Origin of the sequence: Stenotrophomonas sp. GbtcB23 (genome assembly GCF_019091045.1) — a bacterium.
In the GTDB taxonomy this organism is placed as follows: domain Bacteria; phylum Pseudomonadota; class Gammaproteobacteria; order Xanthomonadales; family Xanthomonadaceae; genus Stenotrophomonas; species Stenotrophomonas rhizophila_A.
Genome location: NZ_JAGXKC010000079.1, coordinates 1 through 6163, shown reverse-complemented (window position 1 = coordinate 6163; position 6163 = coordinate 1). Strand labels below are relative to the sequence as shown.

Below are 6163 nucleotides of genomic sequence, written 5' to 3'. Positions count from 1 at the left end.
AGCAGCACCTTGTCGGTGGGCACGCGTCCACGGTAGCTGTTGCCCGTCTCGCAACCGCGATGCACACCTCTCTCAGCCTGCCCGCAGTACGCTCCCCTATGCTGGATAGAGTCGCCGCTGTGGCGTTCGCGGCGATCAGTGTAGGTCGTCGGCGGCTGTAATTTACATCGATCCGCTCAAACAGCCTGGTCTGGTCCTTCTCGGTGGACACGGTAAGGCCGATATCTTCCAGGGCCAGGAAGTCGACCTTACGCAGCGCGCGCATCAGTTCCTCTGGATGCTCGGGGTAGGGCGAGCGGCACGTCGCCCAGATGTCTGGCCAAGAGGCGTAGCGGGCCGTGTGGCCTGCTTGGACCGCTGCCGTCACTCGATTGACGAAGGCTACGACGCTTCGATACGTGAAGACATCGTTGTTGCCGAAATTCGATCGAGCAGCAGGTTCTGGCCAAGGTTCATTGCCACTGTGGCGGCAGGCATGGTGGGCGCGGCCATGGTTTTCAGTTCTTCTTGTATTGATCGTGCTCGTTGCGGTGCGCGATCCTTCACCTAGTGGACTGATCAAGCATGCTCAGGAGGTGCAAAGTGAAAGATGAAATTACTTCTCGTCAGGTGGCAATGGCAGTCTCCAAGGTGTTGCACGATCCGGAAAACAGTAAGAAGGCGAGAGTGGCTGCGGGTTTGTACTTGTCTCAGCCCCGGTATTGCTACCCGACGTTCTCGGCGGCAAAGACTGCGGCATACCGAATACTCAGGGATCCAGCCAGGAGCAAGGCATCCACGATCGCGGCCGGACTTGATTTGACGAGCCGTCCGAAGCGGTAGTTTCCGACACTCTCTCGGTGGAGTGCTTGATGTTCTTCTTGGTAGTTAATGTGCAGTTCTCACGTGGAAGTGTGAACTGCATTCGCTGATTGATGGGCAAGAGTGGTCGCTTGCGTCAGCACTTAGGTTTCGTCAACCAAGATCGTCAGATCAAGAGATACAAACGATTTCCCAGCGTCCACATCATCCTGCATGGTGTTCTACAGAGCCTAGAAACTCTAGAAGCAGCACAATGTTGGACGTTTCGTTGTCGGGAGGGCGGCTAATACAAGACCCTCGTGGAAATACGCCCGCCGTTTTGTGCTGCTTCACGGTTTCTAGCCTCCCGACGCTCTTGTCACTCCGACGAGAGCCACACGTGCCGGAGGTCCAACATGTTTAGATCGCGGGCTGCTACGCCCTACGAAGACGAACTGCGCCCCAAGCGCAAAGCCTTTTCCCGCCCGCCAAGCACTTACAGGATGTGTGGGCATTGGTACGAACTGCCTGGCGGGATGGGGCGCTACGAACGCGTTCCTTGTCTCAAGCTGACTGGCCGCTGGTTGCGGGATGTCGGCTTCGAGATCGGTGCCAGGGTGGCGGTTGAGGTCAAGGAAGGCTCCATCACCCTCACCGTGATCGAAACGCCGCCGCCGGTTGCTCCGAAGGTTCCCCGCCAAGTGCAGCCGGAGCTGGCCCACACAAGGAGGTTGTCATGAGCAGGCGCGTACTCATGCGGGCGAAGATGGAAGACACCTTGCGCGCCAACTTCCAGGCTGCGGCGGCGCGCAATTTCCTGCCGGCAGCCACGGTGCTGCGGCAACTGATGCAGGCGTACGTGGCGGTGCAGGGCGCGCCTGCCGATTCCGTGGCAAGGCGGCCTGGCAACGCCGTGCCGGTTGCTGTCGAGGCGGTCGCGAGGCTGACGCGGCCGCTGCACATGCAACGCGACGAGCGGGATGTCGAAGCGCTGTTCCAGCGGCAGTGCCAATGGAAAGACAGCGTCTTTGGTGGCGTGTCGGGAGGAAACACTTATGGCTGAGCACGAGCATCAGAAACGGTACGTATCGCCGGCGCGAAGGGAGGCACTGCGCATCTGCGCCGGCATGCTGGTCAGGTTGGTGGATGTGGTGGAAGGCTGCCACCGGCTCACGTTGCTGCGGCGCGCGGCAGGCGTTGACGAATGGGACAGGGACTTCGCCGTGTTCGCTGACATGTCAGAAGAGTTCGACCGTCTGGGTGCCTGGGAAGGACGCAGGTACTGGTCGGAAGAAGAGCTGGCCAAGGCGGTGCCGAATGGCAGGGAGATAGCCGCTCGGGCACGGGCCATGACGGAACGAGGGTGCCATTCGGTGGTGCGGCGGGTGGTTGCCGAGGCGGAGGGCTGAAAGACCGGGGCCGGAGGACCACAGAACGGGTGGCGGCTATGATTGCGGAGGAGCTGGCGCCAACGCGATGGTGACTGCCGGGTGGCGGAGCAATGGATAGGGATGAGACTAGGAATGCACCGATGACTGATCACATGAGTCACGAAGATTACGTGCTCCAGGTGCGCGGGGAAGCGGTGAGAACCTGCGCCGGCATTCTGGATGGGTCGGTCGGCGTGCTGGAAGGGTGCCATCAGCTTTCGTCGTTGCGATGGGAAGTGGAGGTGGACGAGCGGGATTCCGACTTTGTCACCTTCTCGATGATCTCCAGCGAGATCGAAGGGCTGCCGATCGGCAATGATCGGCAGCGCTGGTCGAAGGCGGCGTTGGCCGAGCTGGAGCCTGACGTCCAAGCGGCCGTGGCGTGGGCAATGCCCACTGCGAGGCGGGCCTGTCAGTCGGTGATAGAGAGGTTCGCAACCAAGCCGAGCGCCTGAACCCCGCGCCCGCGCACCACGCACCGGCTGGCCGTAGAATCCGGATTCCAACGGTGAAGGATCACGGCATGAAGCTCAGGGGCGTGGGACGCGGCAGGGTGTGCACCGCGGTGGCGGGGCTGGTGCTGCTGGCTGGGTGCACCGACATGAATCTGTCCGAGCCGGGCGTGAAAGCGCCTGATGAAGCGGCTGCGCCCCAGGCTCACGCCGAGGTGGCGGCGCCGCCAGAAGCCGCCCCGGTGGCCGCTGTTGCCCAGCCGGGCAACGAGGACACCAAGCCCTTCGCCTTCGACGCCCCGGCTACCGCCGACACTCCACCCGCCGCCTGCCGGTTCGAAGGCCTTGCGCTGCCGGCCAACACCAAGGTGTTGGCTGCCGGGGCTTACTCCGGGAAGGAGAGCGACTTCCAGATCGACCAGAGCGGCCACCCGGCGACCACCATCCAAGTGGCAGTGCATGAGCCCGATGCGCCGGTGGCGTTGCTGCTGGGCGCCTACGAGCCGACCGTGTGGACCGTTGGCTGGACCCGTGGCACCCGTATCGCCGCCGTGCTGGTCACCGGTTACCACCGGCAGCAGCTGACCGGCCTGCCGGCGGGCGTGCCGGTGCTGGTGAGTACTTATGACAACCGTGGCCCGTGTGGGTATGCCTACGTGAGCGAAGAGGGCGCGGCCAAGCTCAATCCGATGGCGCGCGAAGCCTTCGGCCGCCCGGTGGATGTGGCCTATATGGCGCGCGATGGCCGCGCAGTGGTCGGCAAGCTGCCACCGGGTGCAGCGCTGGTGACCGATGCTGCTGCCGCGCCGGTCGAGGCGTTCCGGTTGAAGGATGCGCCGCTCGCAGGCCAGGCCGGGCTCGACGCCGCGATGCGCGATGGCACCCTGCGCGCGACCGCGCCCGCGGACGTGCTTGCCTGGAATGCCGCGCGCCAGCGCAGCGAGGGCGCACCGGATATTCCGCGCATTGAAGGTGGCAGCGTTTCGCGCGGCACAGAGGTGCCGTACCGCAGCTACACCGTGCTCAAGGCCTTTGCCATTCCCGCCGGCCTGCACGGTGCGCATTCGGCCACGTTCTTCGTCGCTGCGGGCGTGCCAGCACCCACGGGTGACCCTGGTCATTCGCAGGTGCGCTTCATCGAAACCGGCAGCTGCATGGGGCCGACCTGCGGGATGCGCTGATGACGTTGCAGAGGCGTGTGATGGCGTGGGTGGTAACGCTCGCGCTGGTGTTGGGTGCTGTCGCGCCTGTGCTGGCGCAGACAGCACGCAAGCCTTCCCCCTACGAGTACCGCCCGGACAATGACGTCGCTGCCCAGCCAGCGGTGGGGCCGGACTATCTGTCGCGGATCGATGGCCGTGAGCAGTTCATGCAGCTTGCCCGCGTCTACAACGCGGGCACCGCGCTGGAAATGCCGCATCTGATCTTCGTGGTCGACCGGCAGAATACGGCGCGCGTGTACTACATCAACACGCCGCGCTTTGAGCTGCACGAGAACTTCGTGCGCCGCCAGGGGCTGGTGCGTTCGCTGGACAAGGCCACGCTCAATGCGCAGTACCGCGATCCGCAGCGGCGCTTCCTGTTCGGTACCGTGAGCTGGCAGAAGGACCTGCCGGGGTACACGTACGAGTTCTGGGAGGGCGACAAGCTCACCGCCGCCCTGCTGCGGCAGACTGACGAGGCGGTGCGGGCATCGTTCCGTGATCCGATCCGCTTCAAGACCAACTCCACACAGCATGAGCAGCTGGCCAGCGGCATGAAGCTGCCGTTTGTCAGCCAGGAGGCCTTGCTGCGTGAGCAGCGTTTCCTGCCGCTGAACACGGGCAAGGCCGAGGGCAGGTTGCGGATCGTGCGGACCGAGGCGCAGCTGCGCACGCTGTCGCCGCGCGATATTCCGGTGCTGGACGAGGTGCCGATCGCGCTGGCCCCGGTAGCCGGGCTGGTCACGCAGCGGCCGTCCACGCTGTTGTCGCACGTGAACCTGCTGGCGAAGGGGTGGGGCATCCCCAACGTGTACGTGCGCGACGCCCAGAACGCGTTGCGCCAGTACGACGGACGCTGGGTGGCGCTGGAGGTCAGCAACAACGACTACCGGGTCACGCCGTTGGCACGCCCGGCACGCACACCGTCAGCAGCGCCTGCACGCGCCACGGTGCGCAACCTGCCGCGTCCGGATCTGGCGGTAGTCGCGCTTAAGCCCTTGGCCGCGCTGCGTGCACGCGACAGCAGCCACTGCGGGGTGAAGGCAGCCAACCTTGGCACGCTGAAGGCGGCGCTGCCACCTCTGGCGCGCGTGCCCGATGGCTTCTGCATTCCCTTCGCGCATTACCAGGCGACCATGCAGCGGCTGGACATTCCCCAGCACCTGCAGGCGCTGCAGCGCCGCCCCGGATTCAACACCGACCCGAACGTCCGCCGGGAGGCGCTGGCCGCGCTGCGTGCGGAGATCGCCAATGCCGCGCCCGACCCTGCCTTCATTCGTGCCCTGGATGCACAGTGGCAGGGCCAGTTGAAGGCCGGCGGCGTATTCGTACGCAGCTCGTCCAACTCGGAGGATCTGCCAGGCTTCAGTGGGGCAGGGCTGTACACCACGGTGCCCAACGTGACCCGCGCCGATGCCGTGGCCAAGGCCGTACAGACGGTGTGGGCCTCGGTCTACAACTTCGAGGCCTACGAAGCGCGCACCGCCGCGGGCCTGCAGCAGGATGCGGTGGCCATGGCGGTGCTGGTGCAGCTGGCGGCGCCCTCGGACAGCTCCGGGGTCATGATCACCCGCGATCCGTTTGATCGCGCCCACCAGCACACGACCTACATTTCGGCCAAGCGCGGGCTGGGCATCCGCGTGGTGGAGGGCAAGCGCCAGGCCGAACAGGTGATGTACTCGGACTGGTCCAAGGCGGTGCAGGTGCTGAGCCGGTCGGCCGAGGATACCCAGCTGGTGGCCAAGGCCGGTGGCGGCGTGCGCGAAGTACCCATCACCGGCTCACGCCAGGTGCTTACCGATGCGCTGATCGCGCGCCTGGCCAAGGTGGGCAAGGCCACCAAGCAGGCACTGGGCGGGGTGGACCAGGATATCGAGTGGGCCGTGGTGGGCGATGAGATCGTGATGCTGCAGTCGCGGCCGTATGTGGATGGCGCTGCGCAATAGCGCATCTGATCAGTCAACCTGTCGCCAGACGGAGATAGGCACGCTGCCATCCGCGCGTGGCGGAACGCTGTCGCTGCCGAATCGCAGGACGCGACGCTGGTGGAAGCGAGGCGGGCGCTGGAGAAAATTGTGAGACAGGGCAAGTCCAACGAGGGTCATTCGGCCTATGGTTGGAGTTGTCCGCACGCATCCGGGAAAAGCTCTGCGAACATGGATCTGCTCTCCCAAGCAATTGAAAGGAGTACCGATGCGATACCTAACCCTATCCCTGTCGTTGATCGCGGCCCTGGCCGTCCCCGCCCTCATTACTACTGCCGCCTACGCGCAGACAGTTGACGCCGGGCTGAAGGGGG

General features: G+C 64.7%; 7 protein-coding genes. 6 read left to right on the top strand and 1 reads right to left on the bottom strand.

All coding sequences use genetic code 11. The features are described 5' to 3' along the window. Positions 1–265: hypothetical protein (locus KVS69_RS21145; RefSeq protein WP_254622259.1), on the bottom strand; the 265-nt coding region annotated here is incomplete at its 3' end. Between the two features lie 931 nt (positions 266–1196). Here KVS69_RS21145 and KVS69_RS17635 point away from each other — a divergent pair. The 6 genes from KVS69_RS17635 to KVS69_RS17610 all read left to right on the top strand — a co-directional run bounded on the left by KVS69_RS17635 (position 1197) and on the right by KVS69_RS17610 (position 5810). After that, a complete protein-coding gene (locus tag KVS69_RS17635; protein ID WP_217539253.1) occupies positions 1197–1520 on the top strand; it encodes a SymE family type I addiction module toxin in 324 nt (107 codons plus the stop codon). Beyond that, positions 1517–1843 carry a hypothetical protein gene (locus KVS69_RS17630; RefSeq protein ID WP_217539251.1) on the top strand — a complete coding sequence of 109 codons (327 nt, stop codon included), beginning with the start codon at positions 1517–1519 and terminating at the stop codon, positions 1841–1843. Before KVS69_RS17635 ends, KVS69_RS17630 begins: the two co-directional genes overlap by 4 nt. Continuing rightward, on the top strand, positions 1836–2189 hold the full coding sequence (locus KVS69_RS17625) for a hypothetical protein (protein ID WP_217539249.1): 354 nt from the start codon (positions 1836–1838) through the stop codon (positions 2187–2189). The genes KVS69_RS17630 and KVS69_RS17625 overlap by 8 nt, the downstream gene beginning before the upstream one ends. A 122-nt stretch (positions 2190–2311) precedes the next feature. Continuing rightward, a complete protein-coding gene (locus KVS69_RS17620) occupies positions 2312–2665 on the top strand; it encodes a DUF2489 domain-containing protein (protein ID WP_095363693.1) in 354 nt (117 codons plus the stop codon). A 68-nt stretch (positions 2666–2733) separates the two neighbouring features. Then, complete coding sequence (locus KVS69_RS17615) at positions 2734–3843, top strand: hypothetical protein (RefSeq protein WP_217539244.1); 1110 nt, start codon at positions 2734–2736, stop codon at positions 3841–3843. Then, positions 3843–5810 carry a PEP/pyruvate-binding domain-containing protein gene (locus KVS69_RS17610; RefSeq protein ID WP_217539242.1) on the top strand — a complete coding sequence of 656 codons (1968 nt, stop codon included), beginning with the start codon at positions 3843–3845 and terminating at the stop codon, positions 5808–5810. The genes KVS69_RS17615 and KVS69_RS17610 overlap by 1 nt, the downstream gene beginning before the upstream one ends. The last annotated feature ends 353 nt before the right edge of the window (positions 5811–6163 follow it).

What these genes read in the sequence shown, in the direction of transcription:
- KVS69_RS17620 (WP_095363693.1), top strand. Translation starts at nt 2,312, where the DNA reads ATGACTGATCACATGAGTCACGAAGATTACGTGCTCCAGGTGCGCGGG.
- KVS69_RS17625 (WP_217539249.1), top strand. Translation starts at nt 1,836, where the DNA reads ATGGCTGAGCACGAGCATCAGAAACGGTACGTATCGCCGGCGCGAAGG.
- KVS69_RS17630 (WP_217539251.1), top strand. Translation starts at nt 1,517, where the DNA reads ATGAGCAGGCGCGTACTCATGCGGGCGAAGATGGAAGACACCTTGCGC.
- KVS69_RS17635 (WP_217539253.1), top strand. Translation starts at nt 1,197, where the DNA reads ATGTTTAGATCGCGGGCTGCTACGCCCTACGAAGACGAACTGCGCCCC.
- KVS69_RS17610 (WP_217539242.1), top strand. Translation starts at nt 3,843, where the DNA reads ATGACGTTGCAGAGGCGTGTGATGGCGTGGGTGGTAACGCTCGCGCTG.
- KVS69_RS17615 (WP_217539244.1), top strand. Translation starts at nt 2,734, where the DNA reads ATGAAGCTCAGGGGCGTGGGACGCGGCAGGGTGTGCACCGCGGTGGCG.